The 20,769-nt window shown below is 54.7% G+C and carries 20 protein-coding genes and 1 other RNA gene; 9 read left to right on the top strand and 12 right to left on the bottom strand.

The annotated features are described in order from the left end of the window. Positions 1–173: 173 nt before the first annotated feature. From QSV34_RS06160 to QSV34_RS06145, 4 genes are read right to left on the bottom strand one after another with little or no spacing between them, the layout of a single operon-like run. On the bottom strand, positions 174–812 hold the full coding sequence (locus QSV34_RS06160) for a BON domain-containing protein (protein ID WP_289152910.1): 639 nt from the start codon (positions 810–812) through the stop codon (positions 174–176). Continuing rightward, positions 813–1,400, bottom strand: coding sequence for a D-sedoheptulose-7-phosphate isomerase (locus tag QSV34_RS06155; RefSeq protein ID WP_289152908.1), 588 nt, complete (start codon positions 1,398–1,400; stop codon positions 813–815). A gap of 37 nt (positions 1,401–1,437) precedes the next feature. Then, positions 1,438–1,809 (bottom strand): YraN family protein, encoded by a 372-nt coding sequence (locus QSV34_RS06150; RefSeq protein WP_289152906.1) that lies wholly within the window; start codon positions 1,807–1,809, stop codon positions 1,438–1,440. 21 nt (positions 1,810–1,830) lie between these two features. Further along, complete coding sequence (locus QSV34_RS06145) at positions 1,831–3,684, bottom strand: penicillin-binding protein activator (RefSeq protein WP_289152904.1); 1,854 nt, start codon at positions 3,682–3,684, stop codon at positions 1,831–1,833. An 11-nt stretch (positions 3,685–3,695) separates the two neighbouring features. Between QSV34_RS06145 and rsmI the strand changes: the two genes are divergently transcribed. Then, entirely contained in the window at positions 3,696–4,538 is an 843-nt protein-coding gene (rsmI, locus tag QSV34_RS06140) for a 16S rRNA (cytidine(1402)-2'-O)-methyltransferase (RefSeq protein WP_289152902.1), read from the top strand. A gap of 72 nt (positions 4,539–4,610) precedes the next feature. Here rsmI and QSV34_RS06135 read toward each other — a convergent pair whose 3' ends face one another. After that, positions 4,611–5,723 carry an ATP-NAD kinase family protein gene (locus QSV34_RS06135; protein ID WP_289152900.1) on the bottom strand — a complete coding sequence of 371 codons (1,113 nt, stop codon included), beginning with the start codon at positions 5,721–5,723 and terminating at the stop codon, positions 4,611–4,613. 188 nt (positions 5,724–5,911) lie between these two features. On the opposite strand from QSV34_RS06135, the gene rnpB reads away from it, so the two are divergent. Beyond that, an RNA gene (rnpB, locus tag QSV34_RS06130) (RNase P RNA component class A) lies at positions 5,912–6,286 on the top strand. Here the strand turns inward: rnpB and QSV34_RS06125 are convergent. From QSV34_RS06125 to yrfG, 6 genes are all read right to left on the bottom strand, one after another. Then, positions 6,285–6,662 (bottom strand): hypothetical protein, encoded by a 378-nt coding sequence (locus tag QSV34_RS06125; RefSeq protein ID WP_289152899.1) that lies wholly within the window; start codon positions 6,660–6,662, stop codon positions 6,285–6,287. The genes rnpB and QSV34_RS06125 overlap by 2 nt on opposite strands. Before the next feature lie 181 nt (positions 6,663–6,843). After that, positions 6,844–7,509 (bottom strand): rhodoquinone biosynthesis methyltransferase RquA, encoded by a 666-nt coding sequence (gene rquA / locus QSV34_RS06120; protein ID WP_289152897.1) that lies wholly within the window; start codon positions 7,507–7,509, stop codon positions 6,844–6,846. Positions 7,510–7,633: 124 nt separating this feature from the next. Then, positions 7,634–9,196 carry a phosphoenolpyruvate carboxykinase gene (locus QSV34_RS06115; protein WP_289152895.1) on the bottom strand — a complete coding sequence of 521 codons (1,563 nt, stop codon included), beginning with the start codon at positions 9,194–9,196 and terminating at the stop codon, positions 7,634–7,636. A 427-nt stretch (positions 9,197–9,623) separates the two neighbouring features. Next, positions 9,624–10,511 (bottom strand): Hsp33 family molecular chaperone HslO, encoded by an 888-nt coding sequence (gene hslO / locus QSV34_RS06110; protein WP_289152894.1) that lies wholly within the window; start codon positions 10,509–10,511, stop codon positions 9,624–9,626. 170 nt (positions 10,512–10,681) lie between these two features. After that, a complete protein-coding gene (locus tag QSV34_RS06105) occupies positions 10,682–11,062 on the bottom strand; it encodes an RNA-binding S4 domain-containing protein (protein ID WP_289152892.1) in 381 nt (126 codons plus the stop codon). Then, positions 11,059–11,724 carry a GMP/IMP nucleotidase gene (gene yrfG / locus QSV34_RS06100; protein WP_502928995.1) on the bottom strand — a complete coding sequence of 222 codons (666 nt, stop codon included), beginning with the start codon at positions 11,722–11,724 and terminating at the stop codon, positions 11,059–11,061. The genes QSV34_RS06105 and yrfG overlap by 4 nt, the downstream gene beginning before the upstream one ends. A gap of 111 nt (positions 11,725–11,835) precedes the next feature. Between yrfG and cysQ the strand changes: the two genes are divergently transcribed. After that, positions 11,836–12,666: a 3'(2'),5'-bisphosphate nucleotidase CysQ gene (gene cysQ / locus QSV34_RS06095; protein ID WP_289152891.1), complete on the top strand. Its 831-nt coding sequence runs from the start codon at positions 11,836–11,838 to the stop codon at positions 12,664–12,666. A 51-nt stretch (positions 12,667–12,717) separates the two neighbouring features. On the opposite strand, the gene QSV34_RS06090 is transcribed toward cysQ, so the two are convergent. Then, positions 12,718–15,309 (bottom strand): penicillin-binding protein 1A, encoded by a 2,592-nt coding sequence (locus tag QSV34_RS06090; protein WP_289152889.1) that lies wholly within the window; start codon positions 15,307–15,309, stop codon positions 12,718–12,720. A 140-nt stretch (positions 15,310–15,449) separates the two neighbouring features. On the opposite strand from QSV34_RS06090, the gene QSV34_RS06085 reads away from it, so the two are divergent. From QSV34_RS06085 to QSV34_RS06060, 6 genes are all read left to right on the top strand, one after another. Then, entirely contained in the window at positions 15,450–16,517 is a 1,068-nt protein-coding gene (locus QSV34_RS06085) for a pilus assembly protein PilM (protein WP_289152887.1), read from the top strand. Further along, complete coding sequence (locus QSV34_RS06080; protein ID WP_289152885.1) at positions 16,517–17,119, top strand: PilN domain-containing protein; 603 nt, start codon at positions 16,517–16,519, stop codon at positions 17,117–17,119. The genes QSV34_RS06085 and QSV34_RS06080 overlap by 1 nt, the downstream gene beginning before the upstream one ends. Beyond that, positions 17,119–17,739 (top strand): type IV pilus inner membrane component PilO, encoded by a 621-nt coding sequence (locus QSV34_RS06075; protein WP_289152884.1) that lies wholly within the window; start codon positions 17,119–17,121, stop codon positions 17,737–17,739. Before QSV34_RS06080 ends, QSV34_RS06075 begins: the two co-directional genes overlap by 1 nt. Next, the gene (locus QSV34_RS06070; protein ID WP_289152882.1) at positions 17,739–18,278 is read left to right on the top strand and encodes a pilus assembly protein PilP; all 540 of its coding nucleotides are present in this window, start codon (positions 17,739–17,741) and stop codon (positions 18,276–18,278) included. The genes QSV34_RS06075 and QSV34_RS06070 overlap by 1 nt, the downstream gene beginning before the upstream one ends. A gap of 17 nt (positions 18,279–18,295) precedes the next feature. Next, a complete protein-coding gene (locus tag QSV34_RS06065) occupies positions 18,296–20,425 on the top strand; it encodes a type IV pilus secretin PilQ (protein ID WP_289152880.1) in 2,130 nt (709 codons plus the stop codon). 95 nt (positions 20,426–20,520) lie between these two features. Beyond that, a partial coding sequence (locus QSV34_RS06060) for a transposase (RefSeq protein WP_289152878.1) occupies positions 20,521–20,769 on the top strand: 249 nt, incomplete at its 3' end.

Here is a 20,769-nt window from a genome sequence, read left to right as displayed (position 1 = left end):
ACCGAGCCCTGTAGCGGGGCTCGGTTTTTTGTGGTTGTCATCCTGAGGTCGCGAAGCGACCGTGAGGATCTCACAACTACCAAACTCTGAGATCCTCACGTCGCCGTTGGCTCCTCAGGATGACGGTAGCGTTGTACTGCCCGCAGCCAGAAGCTCGTAGCCCGCAGCTGTGTTCAATCGTGATACTCAAACACTTTCACCACCCGCTTCACGCCGCCGGTACGGCTGGCGATGTTGGCGGCCTGGCGGCCCTGATCCTGGCTGACAATGCCCATCAGATAGACGACGTTGCCTTCGGTGATGATCTTGATGTCGGAGCCTTTGAAGTTTTTTTCCAGAATAAATTTGCTGCGCACTTTGGTGGTTAACCAGGTGTCGGTAGTGCGTGCCAGCAGCGAGGATTTGCCGGAAATTTGCAGTTCGTTGTGAACCTGGCGCACGCCGCGAAAATTGCGGGCGGTATCTCCCGCCAGGGTGCGCAACTCCGTGCTGGGTACTTCGCCGGTAAGCAATACCACGCCGTTGTAGGCGTGTACGTTGACGTGAGACCTGTCCAGTTGGGGATGCGCTTTTTTGATATTGACGCCCACCGAGACTTCGATCTGAAGGTCGTTCAAATCGGTACCGATGGCGGTTTCGTTGTGGTCCGGTTCAATGGGCTTGGTGGTCACTGCATCGACAATGGTGGTGCAGCCGGAAGCCAGAACCAGGCTGGCAGCTAGTAGCGTGGCCGTAAAAGCACGCAGCATGTGAGTACCTTTGAAAACCCGGTTACCTTTGAAAGTACGGGTACTCCTGAAAGTAGTGCCCATTTAATTTATCCCTCCAAACAATTGATCATCAATTAAATCGCACAGGGCGAACAAACTCAAAAGCTGTACTTCCTGAACCCGGTGTACGTCTGTGTTATCGACACAGATGTCCAGGTCGTCGTCTGCCAACAGCGAACGCAGGTTGTGATCCCCAGGGGCGGTAAATGCCAGTAACTTAACGCCCCGGTCGTGGGCGGCGTGAGCTGCCTGACTGAGATTGGCTGGGTCTTCCCCGGTGCTGAATAGTACTAACAGGTCATCCGCTTCCCCCAGGGTTTTTACCTGGCGGCTAAACACTTCGCTGAAATTTTGTTGGCTGCCAATACCCGTTAACAATCCTGCCTCCGCAGACAGGCAAATGGCCGCAAAGCCGGGCCGTTCCAAACGGTATTGGTGCAGTAGGTTCTGGCAGAGAATGCTGGCCATGGCAGCGCTGGCACCGTTGCCTGCGCACAGCAGCTTGCGCCCTTCCAGCAGGCTGGCCACACAACGTTGGCTGGCATTGACCAGTAATGGAGCCAGGCTTTCGCCGACATTCATCTTGGCTTCAATGCTGCGGTGAAACAGTTCGATAACGCGTTGTTCCATGAGTTCCGTGTGGTGGCCTGTCAGTTCTTGTTAGGGTTTACTGGTTTGCCTGAAAGGCATTGCGCAGCCAGTCGATATGGTAAGCCTGCCGCCACAGGCCGTTGGCCGGGTTCGGGGCGATGCATATGGTATCAAATCGGCAGGGGAGTGTTTCACCCAATTGGTGCCGCTGCAGGTAACTGAGTGCGGCAGTGGTAATACGTGCTTGCTTGCGCTGGTTGATGCTGTCAGCGGCGCTGCCGAAACTGTTTTGACGACGGTAGCGCACCTCAACAAAAACCAGACTGTCGCCGTCGCGGGCGATAATATCAATTTCGCCCCGGCGACAGCGGTAGTTGCACTCGATGATTGTCAGGCCGGCCTTTTTTAAGTGTCGGCGGGCCAATTGCTCGGCTTTGTCCCCGTCCATGGTTTTGCTTCCAGTGTGCCTTTATTGAGTTTGATCCGGCAGCCGTGCGCGACGCACCTTGCCGCCGCGAAATTCCGCCCAGGGCTGGCGTCTGATCACCTGGTTGTTGTCCAGGCTCAGCGAACCGGTACTGCCAAACAGTTGGGTTTCCGGCAGCAGTTGCATTTGCAGCGCCGCCTGGTGAATTTTGTAGGCGTCCAGGCCAAGGGCGAAAAAGTTGGCGACAAAGTTGGCCTTGGGGATCATGCTCTCGGCGATGGTGCCGGGCAGTGCCCAGGGCATGGCGGCGAAGCGCACGCCGTCCAGGTCGCGGTCTTTGCTGGCCTGGGGTTTGCCATCGTAAATTTGAGAGGTGGCGTAAACCGGCAGATCGTCGGCGTGAAAGAAGTCCAGCATGGGCTTCACCTGACGGCCTTCTTCGGGGAATGAGAACAGAAATACCATGTCCAGGTCGTTGCGCCGGTGCAGGGGTTCTGATTTCAGGCGTTTGCCAAGCACGTTGGCCAACCGATTGCTGCGCTGTTGGCTTTGGTCAATCAGCAGGGCTTTTTTCACCGCTGCCTTGAAGTCCACCTGTCCCCGCTGGTAGTTAAGAATTTGCACCAGCTCGCCGCCATGGCTTTCCCACTGTTGCTGGAAAGCTGCCAGGGTGCGCTGCCCCAAAGCGCTGTCGGGAACAATCGCCAGGGCGCGGCGGTGGCCTTCCAGCCAGGCTCGGTCTGCCACCTGGCGGGCTTCGTTGGGGGCTGATAATCCGAATTGCAGCAGTTGGTTGGCCACCGGAACTTCGGCATCTTGCAGGTAGGTGAGTGATACGGTTGGCACAGGCAAGTCGCCGATGGCGTTAAGCTGGTCGACACTCTCTCTCGCCAGCGGGCCGATCACCATCTCAGCGCCATCGTTTACCGCCTGGCGGTAAACGGCTTCGATGTCCGGGTCGGCAGCGGTGTCGTACAGCTGAATCACCGGCGGCTGGTGGCCCTGTTCCAATACCTGGTAATAAGCTGCCATAAAGCCGTCGCGGATAGTCTGGCCGGCATTGGCCAGTTTGCCGCTGCTCATGGGCAATAGTAGGGCCAGTTGCCGTGGCAGGCGATTGGCAATGGCGCGGATATCGTCGAGGCCCGCCGGCGGGTAGAGCGCGCCGGGGTGCCAGGCCCAGTTGTTCTGCCAGCGATCGATGGCCTGTTGCAAGCCTTCGATATTGCCCTGATTACTGCGGCTGATTTGCGCCAGCTGGTACCAGCCTTTCAACACTTGCTGCTTTTCACTGTTGACCAGTTTTTGCAAATCCAGCTGTGGAATGCGGGTGAGCAGTTGCCACAATTGCTGGTGGATTTTACTGATTTCATCACCATCATCGATGCTGCTGCTCAGCGCCACGTATTCTTTAATGCTGCGCTGTTCTTCGCCGAGAATGGCAAACACCGTGGCCCGGTGGCGGTGCCAACGTTGGCGCAATTCCACAGGCAGATCACGCCACATGCGTTCCAGTGCCGGGTGAGTGAGGTGGTGGCGGGCGACAAAAAAGTTGTCTTCCTGCAATGCCAGTTCGGCACTTAATAAACTGTAGCGCGCCAAGGGATGCAAGGTGAGCCTGTCTTGCTCTACTTGCTGCAATACCCGCGTTGCGCCGCTGTAATTTTCGGCGTTGTACAACAGGTGGGCGGCATCCAGTAGTAATGCCTGACGCTGGGTGGAATTGGCACCGGCTGCCCGTTGCAGCAATTCGTTAGCGCGCTGTACTTGAGCTTGCCCGGTTGTGTATTCTGGGCCACTCGGTTTGGGGGACAGGCAGCCACTGGCCAGTATGCTGGACAGGGCGATAACAGTCAGGCGAGTGCGACAAAAAGCGCGGGTAAATCGTAACCTCATGGAAACCTTCAATGGCAGGTGAACTGTACGTAGTAGCGACGCCAATTGGCAATTTGGGGGATATGGTACCCCGTGGCATAGAGGCGCTTCAATCGGCGGATATGGTGGCGGCGGAAGATACCCGCCACAGCCGTCGTTTGCTGGACCATCTGGGCATCGACAAACCGCTGGTGGCCTACCACGATCACAGTGGCGGCGCCCGGGTGGATGGCCTGTTGCAGGCGCTGCGCGATGGCAAAACGGTGGCGCTGGTATCCGACGCGGGCACGCCGCTGATCTCTGACCCTGGTTATCGCATTGTTCGTCAGGCTCGTCAGGAGGGCATTGCCGTATCACCGATCCCTGGTCCCTGCGCCGCCGTCGCTGCCCTGAGCGCTGCCGGTTTGCCCACTGACCGCTTTACTTTTGAAGGCTTCTTGCCTGCCAAAAGCGCTGGCCGTTGCAAAGCCTTGCAACAATTGGCCAACGAAACCCGCACCATGGTGTTTTATGAAGCGCCCCATCGGGTACTGAACTGCCTGCAAGATATGGCGTCGGTATTTGGTGATGACCGGGATGCGGTGCTGGCGAGGGAAGTCACCAAAGCCTTTGAAACTTTCCATGGCAAACCGTTGGCCGAGCTGGTGGAAATTGTCGCTGCCGATAGCAACCAGCAACGGGGTGAGATTGTGTTGGTTGTGGCTGGTGCAGAACCCAGAGAGCAGGCCGCCAAGAGTGACGAGCAACAGCGCGTTCTGGGCTTGTTGCTGCAAGAGCTATCGGTAAAGCAGGCGTCCACACTGGCGGCGAAGATTACTGGTGGTAATAAAAAGGAATTGTATAAGTTGGCGGTGGAGATGAAAGCGCAAAGTTAGTTTCGGGTTGCGTGTTACGGGTTACGAGTAGACCGAGCGAGCTTTTCGCGAAACCCGGAACCCGCAACCGATTCAAAACTTCGCCACCCGATACAGAATCGAGTCGTGGTAGCCGGTGTGCACCGGCAGCAACCCGGCGAGCATTTTGTTGGTTGCCTCATCGCCACTGTCGACGATCAGTGGTCTACCATCCAGCTCTTTGATTTTGGTTTTGGTGGCAACGACATACAGATTATTGCGCCCCAGGCGTTGCAGTAGCTCTGGGCTTAACTGCTGATTGCCGCGGCCGATAATATGGCCCTGGCCGCCGATAATAGTAACCACCAGTTGGCAGGGGTGGTTGTCGGTCAGTTCCAGTAACTGTTGCGCTGTGCAATCACTGGCGATTAACTGGCCGTTCTCTACCACGTCGACACCCAGCAAGGTATTGGCTAAACCCAGCTGTTCCATAATATTGGCCACGGTGGTACCGGAGCCCATGATATAGCGCACACCGTCTTCCATCTGTTCCATAAAGTCGGCGGCGATATCGTCCAGCACCAGTTCTTCCACTTCTTTGCCGCCGTTTTTGACGCTCTGGATGTACTGGTGTTCGTTGGGCACGGTCAGGTCGCCGTAGTAGCGGGCACGCACCTGGCCCTGACGAAAGGCGTCTTCGTCGATGTCTCGTACTTCCTGTTCGCCCAAACTCACCAGCTCACCACGAACCAGCTCCGCCACCAGTTGTCCGGCTGCTTTGGGGGTGAGGGCGTAAACGCCGGAGTGGATTTTGACCCCGGCGGGAATGCCCAATACCGGCACCTGATCGTCGAGCACATTGCAGAGGTTGCGGGCGGTGCCATCGCCACCGGCAAACAGCAGTAGATCAATATTTTCAGCAGCCAGCTCCACAGCGGCGCGCTCGGTATCGGTGGCAGTGGTAGCGCCGCTGTCTATGGTGCCGATAACGGTGGGATCAAAACCGGCCTGGCGTGCAATATCAGCACCCATCTCGGCGGGGTAGGTGATTATCTCTACCTCCAGCCCTTGCAGCGGCTCCAACGCTTGCAACGTGCGCAGCCCGGCCTTGGGCTCCGCGCCGCGGGCTATGGCTTCGCGCACGGTGTCAGCACCGTCGCTGCCCTTCAGCGCCACACTGCCGCCAATGCCCGCGAGGGGGTTAATAATCAGGCCGAGTTTGAACATGGTTTTCTCGTGATTTCTGTGGGCGCGAGTGTAGATGATTCGGGTCACGCACAGCAATGTAGGTCGGCCTTCAGGCCGTCAAGTAAAGCGTATCCGCTTGGTATTTTGTCGGGCTAAAGCCCGACCTACAGGCTTTACTGCTAGCCGCCCGTAGCTCGCCGCCCGCAGCTGTAGTACCATCCGCGCCGGGAGTCGGCCAGGCAATCGCTGTCCCGCTACTTTAAGTAGTGGGAGGGAGGAAAGTCCGGGCTCCACAGGGTAGAACGCCAGGTAACGCCTGGGGGGCGCGAGCCTACGGAAAGTGCAGCAGAGAGTAGACCGCCGATGGTACCGCTACTTTAAGTAGCGGTACACAGGTAAGGGTGAAAGGGTGCGGTAAGAGCGCACCGCGCAACGGGTAACCGTTTGCGGCATGGTAAACCCCGTTCGGAGCAAGACCAAATAGGCCCACTACAGGTGTGACCCGCACTGTGGGCGGGTAGGTTGCTAAAGGTGTATGGTGACATGCATCGTAGAGGAATGATTGCCCACGACAGAACCCGGCTTATCGGCCGGCTCCCATTATTTTTTATATACTGATGAAAGCTTTCTAATTTTCTCTAAGTGATCTTGGCTTATTTTATTGGGGTCTACTCCCTCGTTAAGTACGGTTCCATCAGTAAATCTCTCAACAATAATTCCTACAGATGAAGCCCGTGTTGAGCCATTGCAGATATTTGCATGGTTGTCTTCACCTACAAAAATTAAATACTCGCTATCTGGATCAACCCCAAGGCCACAATCTCCACCCCCATCACCAGTTTCTACTAACTCAACCTCCTGAATGTGGCCTTTAAGCCTCTCTAATACCCGGACAAGGAGTTTGCCTTCATGGTTTCTAGTGGAAGAGGCTAATTCTCCTAAGAATATCTTATCGGCATTTTTATAGTTTTTTTCCAAGGTCGATTCTTGGCAGCTACAGGCCAAGATGTTTTGACAGAAAGATATACAGAATAATGCCAATACGATTTTCATGATCAGTCCTTCTTAAGAGCTGATATTAAAGATTTTAAACACCGATCTTACTCTTCAAGTTTGGTAAATCAAGTAAGCTGATTAAGAGGTTGTCCGATTCAATTTTTTAGTTTTCAATAATCGTTAGTTCGTATAACTCAGAAAAAAATGTTTCCTGGACTTTTATCTTGGCGTTGTTTGTTAAATGCCTTGCTAAAGGCCTATCCCAAAACTCCCCCGCAAACGGCTCCAGCCATTTAAAAGCCCCAGCCATCACCCAACGTAATGGATGCCACCATTTCGGCTTGTGGTAATCCACAATAATCACTTTGCCGCCGGGGTGTGTAACTCGCAGTGCTTCGGAAATTGTTTTTTGGCGAACATCCGCAGGTTGTTCGTGCAGCAGAAAAAACAGCAGGCTGGTATCAAAGCTATCGTCGGCAAACTGTAGGCGGCTGCTGTTTTGGCAGTGCAGGTTTATATGGGGGCATTTGCGGGCCAGGTTGGCCAGTTGCACTGGGGCAATATCCACGACAGTCAGGGAGTGGTTAGGTGCCAGCTTTTCGCTGATACGTTTGCTCAAGTCGCCGTAGACGGCGGCAATTTGCAGGCAGTTTCCTTCTATGTGCTGTAAGGCAGCGTTGCTCAAGCGGCGGTAGTTTCCCCATAGAATCAGGTTAACCAGCCAGGGGCGATCCCAGAATTTTACCGCGCGGCTGGTGGTGTAGGCCCACTGGTAGTAGTCGGTGAGGTAGTCCGGTAGGGGCGGTTTTGGGTCGAAGGCCTGGTTCATGGCGGTAACTCTAAAGAGGTACGCTTGGAAAGCCATTGACCTGAAGCAATAAATCGGTGCGCAAAAAAAGAGCGCCACTAAATCCATTAGCGGCGCTCTTTTTAGGTGCAGCAGTAAGCTGAATCTACAACTGCGGCCCTGCCGCCACGATGTCGTCAGAAACATCGAACTTGGCAAAGTTTTCCACAAACAAACCAGCCAGTTTACGGGCCTGCTCGTCGTAGGCAGCTTTGTCTTCCCAGGCTTCGCGTGGGTTGAGGTATTTGCTGTCGATACCCACTATCGCTGTTGGGATGGTGAGGTTAAACAGATCCAGCGTTTCTGTGGGGGTGTTTTCCAGGGCGCCGTTCTGGATGGCAGCAACAATGCCGCGGGTCACCGGGATGGGGAAGCGGGAGCCGGTGCCGTTGGCACCGCCGGCGCCGCCGGTCCAGCCGGTGTTCACCAGGTAAACTTTGGAGTCGAACTCTTCCACGCGCTTCATCAGTAGCTCGGCGTAAACGCCAGCCGGGCGCGGCATAAAGGGTGCACCGAAACAGGTGGAGAAGGCTGGGTGGATACCCGCTTCTGCGCCCAGCTCGGTGGAGCCAACGCGAGCGGTGTAACCGCTGAGGAAGTGGTAGGCGGCGGCTTCCTTGGAGAGGATGGATACCGGTGGCAGTACACCGGATACATCACATGTCAGGAAGATGATGTTTTTGGGCTCGCCAGCGCGGTTGGCTTCGCAGCGCATTTCCACGTGGTGTAGTGGGTAGCTGCAACGGCCGTTTTCGGTGAGCGAGGTGTCGTCGTAGTCGGCAGTGTGAGTGTCGTCAGACAGCACCACGTTTTCGATGATGGCGCCAAAACGGATGGCGTCCCAGATTACCGGCTCGTTTTTCTTGCTGAGGTTAATGGTCTTGGCGTAGCAGCCACCTTCAAAGTTGAATACGGAGCCTTTGCCCCAGCCGTGCTCGTCGTCGCCGATCAGGTAGCGGTCCGGGTCGGCGGACAGGGTGGTTTTACCAGTGCCAGACAGGCCGAAGAATAGGCACACATCGCCGGTCTCACCCACGTTGGCCGCACAGTGCATGGGCATTACGTCTTTTTCCGGCAACAGAAAGTTCTGTACCGAGAACATGGCTTTTTTCATTTCACCGGCGTAGCGCATGCCGGCCAGCAATACTTTGCGCTGGGCAAAGTTGATGATCACGCAGCCTTCGGAGTTGGTCCCGTCTTGCTCTGGATCGCAGACAAAATTGGCGGCGTGCTGGATGTGCCATTTCTCTTTGCCAGCGGGGTTGAACTTGCTGGGGTTGATGAACATATTTTTGGCAAACAAACCGTGCCAGGCGGTTTCGGTGGAGACTTTGACCGGAAGGTAGTGCTCTGGGTCTTCGCCAACGTGCAGGTGTTGCACAACGCGGTCACACTCGGCCAGATAGGTGGAGACTCTGTCCCAAAGGGCGTCGAACTTGTTTTGCGGGAAGGGCCGGTTTACGCCGCCCCAGTCGATGGCTTCTGCCGTGCTGGGTTCTTCCACAACAAAGCGGTCGCCCGGTGAGCGGCCAGTGCGTTTGCCGGTAATGGCAGAAAAGGCGCCGGTGTCAGAGAGGGTGCCTTCACCGCGTACCAGTGCCTGCTCAATAAGTTTGGCGGCGCTGGGGTCTGTTAGCACGGTGGCTGCAGAGTCTTCTGTTTGGGTCATTGGTGTTGATCCTTCCAGGTCTTTAGTTGCTGTAACAGAGTTAAAATCAAGATGCGGCAGGGTGCCCCTGTCGTCGTCCCCATGCAATTCCCTTAATGGGGTGAAAAAAAGACGCCAAGTATCGCAGATTACACGGGCCTTGACGACGTTTTTTGCAGGTCAGGGCCTGTTCATACTAATTGAATCATCACTGCTGGGAGCTATTTTTTCGTCCAGCAAGGCAGAAGGAGTGCTGTGTGGTTATTCCACATAAGCGACTGATAACACAGCTGGGCGGAAAAATGGCCCCAGCCCTTCGGGTTGCGGCTAAAAAAGCGCCACTCGGTGTTGCTCGTCGCTCATTTGGAATGACCAAACCACTCTCCTCGCGCCTAGATTGGCGCTTTTTTAGCCACAACAGTGGCGATTCAATTAGTGTGAACAGGCCCTAGTGGAGAGTCGGTGGTTCTCCACTGTATAGCTGGTTGATGTCGCTGGCGTCAAAGCGGTACTGCTGGTTGCAGAAGTGGCAGTTGACGTCAATCCGGCCTTGTTCGGCGAGGATACTTTGCAGTTCATCGCGGCCCATTTTCATCAGCATCTGCGCGGTGCGTTGTTGTGAGCAGCTGCAAGCAAATTGCAGGTCGGTAGCGTCGAACAGGCGCACATTATCTTGATGGAACAGGCGGTAGAGCTGATTCTGGTGAGCCAGTTGCAGCTGCTCTTGCGGGCTGATGGTCTCCGCCAATTGGGTAAGGTGCTGCCACTGTTCTTCGTTTTGTTCGTCGCTGGCGGTTTGCCTGGGCAGTGCTTGCAGAAACAAGCCGCCGGCCCGATGGCTGTCGGCGCTTAGCCAGAGTCGTGTAGGTAGTTGTTCCGATTGCCGGAAGTAATGTTCCAGGCAACCTGCCAGAGTCGGTTGTTCCAGTGGCACGATGCCCTGGTAACGCTCGCCCCGGCTTGGGTCGATGGTGATGGCCAGTTGCCCGTTGCCAACCAGTTCGCGAAGGCTGTGGTCGCTGTCAAAGTCGAATTCTGGGTAAGATTCTTCGTCCAGCTCGGCCACGGCACGCAGGTTGTGATGGCGGGTACAGTCCGCCACGATCAGTTTTAAGGGGCCATCGCCGCGAGCTTGCAGGGTGATAACGCCATCGAACTTGAGAGTGGCGCTGAGCAGGCCAGCAGCGGCGAGAAACTCTCCCAACAAGTGCTGCACCGCTTGTGGGTATTGGTTGATTTGCAGAACCGCCTGGTAGCTCTGTTCCAGGGTGATGATTTCACCACGGATGTCGCAGTGGTCGAACATAAACCGCTGCAGCTTGTCGCTATCGCTCATAGATAAGAGGGGTGTTTTTAAAGGAGGCGCACTGTAGGGAAGTTTGCTGTGATTGTCTACATTTTGAGCACAATTCAAAAAGGGTACAGGTTACAGGACGCGCTTCGCGCTACAGGTGATAGGGGCGGCCCTGTCACCTGTTTCCTGTAGGGCGAAGCCCGTCCTGTAAGCTATTGTTTTTCCCAAAACCCATGAATCTGCCGGCGCTGCTTTTTTGTGGGGCGTTTTAGCGGGGCGGCATCGCCACCGCGCAAGGCCTTGCGCTGGGCGGCTTCAGTTTCCCGTTTGGCAATGCTTTCTGCGGTTTCCCGGTACAGGGTGTTGGCTTCCGGAGCCCCCCGGCGCTGGTCGGACAGAGCGATAATTTCCACGGTCTTGATATCCCAGCCCTGGCGGATTTGCAGTGTGCTACCGACGGTAATTTCTTTGCTGGCCTTGATGCGTTGGCCATCCATATGCACTTTACCGCCTTCGATGGCGGCTTTGGCCAAACTGCGGGTTTTGAAAAAGCGCGCGGCCCACAGCCATTTGTCGATACGTACCTTGTTCATGGTTGGTGGTAGTGGGGCGGGATTACTTCATCGAAGTGGTTGATGGCTGGGAAGCGTTCTATCTGGCGATGTTGCCCCTTGCTGTCCGGTTGGTGAATGCATAACAGGTGGGCAATGCCAAACTGCTGCGCCGCCGCCAGAATATTTTCGGTGTCGTCCACAAACAAAGTGCGTGCCGGGTCAAAGTTCAGTTGTTGGTGCAGTTGTTGCCAGAAGTGCTGGTCTTCCTTGGGAACGCCGTACTGGTGGGAGCTGATCACTTGATCCAGGTGAGGCTCGATGCCGGTAACCTGCAGTTTCAATTCCAGGGTGTGCGGATGGGCGTTGGTGATTAGAATGCGTTCTTTGTTCTGGTCGCCAAGAAAAGACAGAAAAGCCTGGGTAAAAGGACGCTCGCTTATCAGGTGATTGACTTCCTCTTTCACCTGGCGGATGTCCACAGCCAGTTCCTTTGACCAGTGTTCCAGGCAGTACCATTCCAGAGTGCCGCGCTTGGCGTCAAAGCGATCGTGCAGGTCCCGGGTGGCCTGATCCGGGCAGATGTTGTGGTGCTGAGCATAGCGTTGGGGCAGGTACTCGAGCCAGAAGTGGTTGTCGAAATGCAGGTCCAGCAGGGTGCCGTCCATATCCAGCAGCACGGTGTCGATGGCGTTCCAATCCACCTTGTTGTTCAATGGACGGTTGTTCAATACTTGGGCTTTCAATGTGGTTTTTTCGCGGTGATGATAATGTTGCACAGTATGCACCGCTGCAACTTTAGGTAAAAGGCATCAATGAATATTGAAGTATTGAAGAAAGTGGAAGCCCTGTGCGATGAGGCAGCGCAGGCGGCATTGGCTATTTATCGGCAAAAAGATGGTTGGCAGGTAACTGCCAAGCAGGATGACTCGCCGGTGACGGCAGCAGACCTGGCTGCCCACAAGGTATTGGTGGCGGGTTTGCCGGAAATTCTCAATATTCTGGTGTTGTCTGAGGAGTCTCAGCTGCCGGATTTTGCCGAGCGGCAAACCTGGCAGCGCTATTGGCTGGTTGACCCCCTGGATGGCACCAAGGAGTTTATTAGCGGCAATGGGGAATTTACGGTTAATGTGGCCCTGATCGCTGATGGGCAGCCTGTGTTGGGAGTGGTTGTGGTGCCGGTAACCGGGGTTGTGTATAGCGCCGTGTCTGGCCTTGGCGCCTATAAAAATGGCGAACCTATTCGTTGTCGTCAGCTGCCTGAGGGGGCTCATCCAATCGTTGTGGCGAGCCGCCGTCACGGTTCTTCAGAAGGTGATAAAGCCCTGGCCAATCTGGAAAGCCATTTTGGCGGTGTTGAATTGATGCAGGTGGGCAGCTCGCTGAAGTTCTGCATGATTGCCGAGGGGAAGGCGGATATCTACCCCCGCTTTGCTCCCACTTGTGAGTGGGATACCGCCGCCGCCCAGGCGGTGCTGGCAGCGGCGGGGGGGGAGGTGGTGTCAGTAGATGGCTGTGTGCTGGGTTATAACCACAAAGAGTCGCTGCTCAATCCATTTTTTGTGGCGCTTGGGGATACCCAGGTGCCCTGGATGGATATTCTGACAAATTGTCATCCTGAGCGTAGCGAAGGATCTCGGTGTTAATCGAACTGTGAGATCCTCACGTCGGCTTCGTCTCCTCAGGATGACAGTGGGCTACAGCAATTCTTCGTTAAGCAATTCCCGCTCTATGGATTTGCTGGAGCCGCCATTTTCCGGCTCCACTGGCAGGTGTTCGCGGCGGAAAATCTCGAAAATGGCGCCGGGGAATCGAGCGCTGACCCGGTTGCCGGTTTTCGGGTCGACGCGAACCTGCACCAGGCCGTCTGGCTGAGTGCGGGGTTGATCCTCTACACCTCTGAGCGCGGTGCGCATAAAGTCGATCCAGATAGGCAGGGCTGCCGATCCACCGTATTCGTTTCTGCCCAGCGAGATATTGTTGTCGAAGCCCACCCAGGCGGTGGCGACAATCTCAGGGCTGTAACCGGAAAACCAGGCGTCTTTGGCGTCGTTGGTGGTACCGGTTTTGCCAGCAATGTCATTGCGTTTTAGTTGTTTGGCTTTGACGCCGGTGCCTTTGCGGATTACGTCTTTCAGGATGGAATCCATAATGTAAGCCACTCTGGGCTCAACCACCCGTTCCGCTATACGGGGTTTCTGTTTTGGGGCTTGTGGTTGTACGGCGTCCTCACTGGCTGCTGCCTGTTCGCTGGCGTCTTCAGGTGCTGTCTGCTCCGTACTTTCATTGCTATTGGCATTGTTATTGGCCCACTGGCCCAGATCCAGTTGTTCCAACTCCTGCTCAATTTGCTCCAGCTGTTGCTGCTCCAGCGTTTCTTGTTTCTCTTCTGAGGCGTCATTGCTCGCGGTTTCGTCGGGAACCTGTGTTGGGTTGGACTGGAACAGGATATTGCCGTACACGTCTTCTATGCGGTCGATCAGATAGGGTTCTACCAGGTAGCCGCCGTTGGCAAATACTGCGTAACCGGTGGCGATTTCCATGGGGGGTAGGGCGTGGCTGCCCAGTGCCAGGGTGTAGTTGTCGGGCAGGGTGTTGGGGTCAAAACCAAAGCGCGAAGCACCATCGATGGCGGCGTTGAGGCCAATGGTGCGCAGCAGGCGAATAGAGACAGTATTGAGAGATTTGTACAAACCTTTGCGCAGGCGGGTTTCGCCGTACACTTCGCCACCGTCGTTCTCTGGTTGCCAGTAGCCTTCCAGCAGGTTGTCTTCCATAGAAATACTGGCGCCACTGACGGTGGAAGCAGCGGTCATACCACTGTTGAGGGCAGCGGTGTATATAAAGGGTTTGAAGTTGGAGCCTGGCTGGCGTTTTGCCTGGGTGACCCGGTTGTACTGGCTTTGGTCGAAATCAAAACCGCCCACCAGGGATTTAATGGCGCCATCCTGGGGTGACAGTGCCACCAGTGCTGACTGGGCATTGGGGATCTGCGACAGAGCCCAGCTGCCATTGCTTGTTTGCTTGAGGCGCACCAGATCGCCCACGGCAAATTCATCCACAGTGTTTTTCAGGTTGCGGTAGCGGTTGGTGGTAATAAAGCCGCGCACCTTTTTGAGGTCATCTTCCCAGGTGAGAGTGACTTCTTCGCCGGATTTGCTCAGCAGGGTGACTTGCTGTTCGTCCACAGCACTGACAATGGCCGGCATCAGGTCGCCTACCACAGGGGTGTCTTTAAGGATTTCGGGCCATTGGCTCGGGTCGTCGAATTGGCGTTCCGGGCCTCGGTAGCCGTGGCGCCAGTCGTAAGTGGTCAGGCCATTGCGCAGCGCGCGGCGAGCGCTTTTCTGCAGGGTGCTGTCGATGGTGGTGTAAACCCGCAAACCATCGTTCATCATGTCGATGGGATTGTCCTGGTGGGCGTCACTGCGATTGAGTGTGGCGATAATTTGCTTGGCTTCCAGGCGCACCATTTCAGACACATAGGGCGCATTGAGTTCAGTCTGTGGGCCGTGGTAGCGGGCGGTGATTGGCTCTGCGACCGCCAGGTCGTACTCCTCCTGGGTGATATAGCCCAGAGGTGACAACATGCGTGACAGTATCCAGTTGCGTCGCTGCAACGAGGATTCGGGATCGTTGATGGGGTTTTGGGTGGAGGGCAGCTGGAACAACACCGCGATCATGGCGGTCTGCGCCAGACTCAGCTCGTCAATGGCTTTGCCGTAATAGACGTTGGCCGCAGCCTCTACTCCGTAGGCACGCTTGCCCAGAAACATCTTGTTGGCGTACAGGGAAAAGATTTCTTCTTTAGTTAATTCGTCCTCAATGCGGAACGACAGCAGAATCTCATTGAACTTGCGGGTGAACTCTTTCTTCTTGCTGAGGAAGAAGTTGCGCGCTACCTGCATGGTCAGGGTGCTGCCGCCGCCTTGGCGCGAGCCACTTTTCACCATCTGCAGAACAGCCCGCCCCAGGCCCCTGGGGTCGATGCCTTTGTGTTCGAAAAAGCGGCTGTCTTCCGCCGCCAATATGGCGTGAACCATATTTTTCGGAATGTCCTCGTAGGCAATAGGGTTGCGCCGCTGCTGGCCAAATTCGCCGATCAGTTGCGAATCTTGTGAATAAATTCGCAAAGGTGTTTGCAGTTTTACCGTTTTCAGGGTTTCAACGGTGGGCAATTTGGGGCTAAGGTATAGGTAAAGGCTGGCCGCTATAAGCAGTATGCCGCCGATTCCGGCGACAGTAAGGCGTATCAAGGAGCCGATTAGCGGTTTTGAGGGCAACTTCATCTGTTTCTGATGTGATTGGGCGTAAAGGGCGCTCATTATAGAGGCAGCATCAGTGATAAACAAAAGTACTTGCAATGTTGCGGCAAGTAACTAAAGTTGTTTATCGCAATGTCACCTAACCCACGGATAAGAAAATAAAAATGGGATTACTACAGTTCTTGGATAAACGGCCAAAAAGCTTGTTGGGGTTGGATATTACCTCCTCAGCGGTCAAGCTGTTGGAACTCAGTGGCAGCCGCGACCGGCTCCGCGTAGAAAGTTACCTGGTGCGGCCCCTGCCACCCAATACGGTGGTGGAAAAAAACATCAATGACGTCAGCGCCCTGGCGGATAACATTCGCAAGCTGCTCAACCAGTCCCACTGCAAGCTCAAGGATGTGGCGGTGTCGGTGTCTGGTTCTTCCGTCATTACCAAAGTGATTGAGGCGCCCTCCGGGCTCAGCGACCAGGGGATGGAAGCTCATATCGCCCTGGAAGCGGATCAATACATTCCCTACCAGCTGGATGAAGTGGCCATCGACTTTGAAGTGCTTGGCCCTTCGGAGAGCAACCCTGATCAGGTAGATGTTCTGCTGGCAGCCTGCCGCAAAGAGAATATCGACCAGCGCTCCGAGGCACTGGCGGAAGCCGGGCTGACTCCGAGGGTGGTGGATGTTGAAGTCTATGCGGTAGAGCGCGCTTTCAGCTTGCTGTCTCAGGGCGATCAGGACATGCAGAGCCAGGTGGTGGCCATTGCCGATATCGGCGCCACTATGTTGACCCTCAGTGTGCTGGTGGACGGTAAGACGGTTTACACCCGGGAGCAGCTGTTTGGCGGCAAACAGGTGACCGAGGAAATCCAGCGCCGCTACGGCCTTTCAGTGGAAGAAGCTGGCCAGGCCAAGAAACAGGGTGGCTTGCCTGAGGATTACCAGTCTGAAATCCTCGACCCCTTTAAGGAAGCCCTGATTCAACAAATCTCCCGCTCTTTGCAATTCTTCTTTTCATCCAGCCAATACAACTACGTCGACCAACTGGTGCTTGCCGGTGGTGTCGCTGCTATGGAAGGGCTGCGGGATGAAGTGGAAGAAAAGCTGGGGCTGCCCACCATGGTCGCCAACCCCTTTGCCGGTATGTCGGTGTCCAAAAACGTCAATGCAGTGGCTCTGGCGAATGATGCCCCGGCCATGTTGGTAGCGGCAGGACTTGCGCTGAGGAGTTTTGAGTAATGGCATTGATTAACTTACTCCCTTGGCGGGAAGAGCAGCGCCAGGAGAAGCAAAAAGAGTTTCTCAGCATTTTGATGCTGGTGCTGATTGCTGCCCTGGTTGCCGGATTTGCCTGGCATTCGGTCGTTAAAGGGCAAATTGAAAATCAGCAAAGCCGCAACAAGATGCTGCAAGACAACATCAAGCTTCTGGAAAATGATCTTCGAGAGATCAATACCTTGGAAGAAAAGAAAAAATTGTGGCTGGCCCGCATGGATGTGATCCAGGGGCTGCAGAGCAACCGCGCGGAAGTGGTGAAAGTGTTCGACCAGTTTGCCCGTGCCGTGCCCGATGGTGCTTTTTTGTCGGAGATGGAGCTGACTAACGAAACCACGGTTTCCCTGAAAGGTTTTGCCGAGTCCAACGCCCGGGTATCAGCATTTATGCGTCGCCTGGATGAGTCGGAGAAGTTCGACAAGGCGGGCTCCCTCACCATGGGTAAAGATGAAACCTTGGGTGAAGATGGCACTGAATTCGAGTTTAAGGCCCAGGTGGTCAAGCCCGCTTCCTTAGCAGAAGATGGCAGCGGTTCAGGAAACAATAACAACGGAGGAGAAGGCTAATGGCACTGTCTGACTCCTTACAGGAGATGAAAAACTTCGATACCTCGGAGTTAACCCTGGAAAATATCGGCATCTGGCCGGCGGCCTACAAAGCCATCGCCCTGCTGTTTGTGGTTGCTCTGGTACTAGGGGGCACTTACTACCTCTACATTGGTGACATGAACAGCCAGCTGGCATCGGAAACCCGCAAAGAGCGCCAGTTAAAGCAGGACTACAAAAAGAAGGCCTTTGATGCCGCCAATTTGGATGCGCTGAAAGCTCAGATGGCAGATTTGGAAGAGTCATTTAAAAACCTCAAGAGCCAATTGCCCAAAGACACGGATATCCCCGATCTGGTGGATGAAATATACGACGCTGGCCGTGGCAGCAGTGGCGTGGTTGCCAAGGTTGAGATGAATCCGGAAAGGGACGCCGAGCTGTTTATCGAGCAACCCATGGATGTGATTGTTGAAGGTGGTTACCACGATTTTGGCTCTTTCGTCAGTACCATCTCCGCGCTCTCCCGCATCGTCACTCTGCACGACTTCAAAATTGCCCGTGCCGGTGACAGTAGCAGCCTGCTGCGTATGGAGATCAAAGCGAAAACCTATCGTTACAAAGCCGAGGAGGGAGAAGAATAATGAACCCTTTTATTCGACGACTTTCCCTTCCCTTGACGGCATTGCTGTTAACCGCCTGCGGTGGCGACGGCAATCACCAGGATTTGAAACAGTATATGGCTGAGCAAAAGCAGCAAACTGGTGGCGAAATCCCACCGCTGCCCACTGCTCAACCCTACAAGACTGCCAAGTACGATGCCTTTTTGCTGCGCAGCCCGTTTGAGGAGCCAGAGGTGGTTATTGCGGGCATGGTGCGCCGTGCCAAGGGAGCGCCTGCGGTAAAACCGGATGAAAACCGCGTGCGTGAGTATCTGGAGGATTTCAGCTTCTCGGCGCTGAGCATGATGGGTTCCATGACCCAAAAAGGCCAGATGTGGGCGTTGCTGGACGATGGTACAGGTACGCTGCACCGGGTGACAGTGGACAACTACATTGGCAAAAACCATGGGCGTATTACATCTGTTGGCAGAGACAAACTGCAAGTGATTGAAATCGTCTCTGATGGCAAAGGTGGCTGGCTGGAAAAACCGCGCACCCTGTCGTTAGAGGTCAAGGAATAATCAGGTTGGGGAATAGTATGAATAGGCATATAAACAAAACAATTAGCACTCTATTTGCTGCTCTGGCCTGTTGGGCAACGTCACTTGTGGCGGCTGCCGAGCCGGTGACTCTGGACAAGGTGGACTTCGCCTCCTTGCCAGGTGATCGCTTCCAGGTGGTGATGACGTTCTCAGACACACCGCCGCAGTCCAGCGATTTGGCCATGGCGGACCCTGCACGACTGGTGATGGATTTCCCTGGCGTCCAGAGCAAGCTGGAAGAGAAGCGTTACTCGCTGTCTTTCGAAAATGCCCGCAACTTTACGGCACTCACTGCTGGCGAGCGCACTCGTGTGGTGCTGAGCCTGCAACAGATGGTGCCTTATCAGTCCCGTGTGGATGGCAATGTACTGACTCTGGAAGTTGGTGCTTCTGCCAGCCAGGTGGCGGATGTGGCTCAGGCAGCGAAAGTGCATACAGCCGGCTATAACGGTGATGTCAGTGGTTCAGTGTCTGTTTCCAATGTGGACTTTGAGCGTGGTGAAGGCGGTGAAGGCCGCGTCATTATTGATTTGTCCGACGCCAACGTAAATATCGATATCAATCAGGTAGGCAGTGAAATTCAGGTGAATTTCTACCAGACGGCGCTGCCGGGCAACCTGGATCGTCGCCTGGATGTAGTGGATTTCGCCACCCCAGTGAAAGCAATCGACAGTATACGTCGTGGCTCTACCACTCATGTAGCCATCGACGCACTGGGGGAGTTCGAATACTCCGCCTACCAGGTGGATACCCAGTATGTGATTGAAGTAAAACCGCTGACCCCCCGCGAGCTGGAAGAGCAGCGCAACAAATTCGCCTACAGTGGCGAGAAAATGACCCTGAACTTCCAGGATGTGTCAGTGCGTGCGGTACTGTCTGTGATCGCTGATCAGGTGGGTATCAATATTGTGGTTTCCGATGCGGTTGACGGTAGTATTACCCTTAATCTCAATGACGTTCCTTGGGATCACGCTCTGGATGTGATTCTGAAAACCAAGGGCTTGGACAAGCGTCAAGAAGGTAACGTAATTCACGTGGGCCTGGCGGAAGATATTGCCGAGCAGGAGCGTCTGCAGGTCGAAGTGAACAAACAGCTTCAAGAGCTGGCACCGCTGCGTACCGAGTATGTGCGTATCAGCTACGCCAATGCAGAAGAACTGTTTGAGTTGTACCGTGGCGAACGAGCTGAAGGTGCAGAAGGTTCCCTGGATCGCGGTGAGCTGAAAGTGGACTCCCGCACCAACACCATCATTATTACCGACACCGAAGAGAATATTGCTGACTTCCGCCGTTTGGTTAGAGAGTTGGACATCCCCATTCGCCAGGTAAGAATTGAAGCGCGTATTGTTACCGCCAATACCGATTTCCGCGAGGAGCTTGGTGTGGAGTGGGGTGTTGCCGGCGGTGGTACCTTTAACGGCAATAACATCTTCGGTGCTGGTGCCAACGCTGCTTTTGACAGCGATAACGGCGGTGTTATTGAAAACTTTGATGGCAACCCGGCTACCAGTGAAACCCTGAATTTGACCAATATCATTGCTGCTGACCTGGGAGTCAACGAGCCAACAGGCAGCTTGGCTTTGGCGTTCTTGTCCGACAATCTGTTCCTGGATCTTGAACTCAGCGCTCTGGAATCCGCTGGTCATGGTGAAGTAGTGGCTCAGCCCAGTATAACCACTGGTGACAAGCAGGAAGCCATGATCCGCACTGGTCAGGAAGTGCCTTTCCTGGAGGCCACTTCAAGTGGTGCTGCTAGTCTTCAATTCAAAGAAGCCTTGTTGCAACTGCAAGTAACCCCACAAATTACCCCGGACAACCGCATCAATATGGACTTGCTGATTACTCAGGATGCGGTGAGTGGGCAGGCCATCGGGCTGGCCAACAGTACGGTACCCATTATTGATGTCACCAGTATTGAAACAACGGCTCTTGTGGGTGATGGTCAGACTATTGTACTGGGCGGTATCTTCCAGCTGGAAGAACGCAAGGATACCCGCAAGGTTCCGCTGCTGGGTGATATTCCTTACGTAGGTCGCCTGTTCCGCAATGAGACTGATACGTACGAAAAACGGGAAATTCTGATCTTTATCACTCCCAAGATTATCGACGAAGCATTAAACCAGTAAGTGTTTTACGCAAATAAAAAAACCGGGGCCTTGGCTCCGGTTTCAGACTGCTGACAAAGTCCTCGCCCTCGTGCGGGGACTTTTTATAATGGGGCATGTTAAAAGACCGCCCCCAAACCCAGTCCACTATGGAGTTCGTCAGCATTGACGAGCTAGTTCCTGCCGACCACCTGCTGCGTAAGATCGATAAGGTCATCGACTTCAGCTTTATTCACGATCTGGTTAAAGACCTGTACTGCGCCGACAATGGTCGTCCGGCCTTGGATCCTACGTTGCTGTTTAAATTGCTATTCATTGGGTATGTGTTTGGTGTACGCAGTGAGCGTCAGTTGATCCGAGAAGTT

The organism is Porticoccus sp. W117, from assembly GCF_030341905.1.
GTDB lineage: Bacteria > Pseudomonadota > Gammaproteobacteria > Pseudomonadales > Porticoccaceae > SCSIO-12696.
The sequence above is the reverse complement of the archived record's forward strand: the minus strand, read 5'-3'. Positions and strand labels throughout refer to the sequence as shown.